This is a genomic window from Streptomyces sp. NPDC127092 (assembly GCF_042722475.1).
Taxonomy (GTDB): Bacteria; Actinomycetota; Actinomycetes; order Streptomycetales; family Streptomycetaceae; genus Streptomyces.
In genome coordinates, this window is sequence record NZ_JBHXFE010000124.1 from 1 (window position 1) to 314 (window position 314).

The 314-nt window shown below is 68.2% G+C and carries 1 pseudogene; it reads right to left on the reverse strand.

The window, feature by feature from the left end:
* Nucleotides 1–314 (reverse strand): annotated as a pseudogene (locus tag ACFWJO_RS37790) (glycoside hydrolase family 65 protein); the annotation flags it as partial.

The following is a 314-nucleotide window of genomic DNA, read 5'->3' on the forward strand; positions in this document are numbered from 1 at the left end:
GTCCGGGTCCGTGCGGGCCGCCACCCACGCGTGCACCAGACGGGAGAGCGTGGAGCCGTGCGTCGAGCGGGCCTCGTAGTACGTGACCATCCGCTCGAACGCCTCCTGCGGCAGCTCGTAGCCCATGCGGCGCAGGATCCGGTCCAGCTCCTCGGAGGAGAACAGGTAGCCGAGCATGAGGGTGTCGGCCTGCTTGGAGAGCTTGTACCGGTTGGTGGCGTCGCCCTCGGCCTGCAGGATCAGGTCCATGCGGCCGATGTTCCCGTACTTGGCGCGGTAGGCCTCCCAGTCGAACTCGAGCAGGTCCTGGTAGC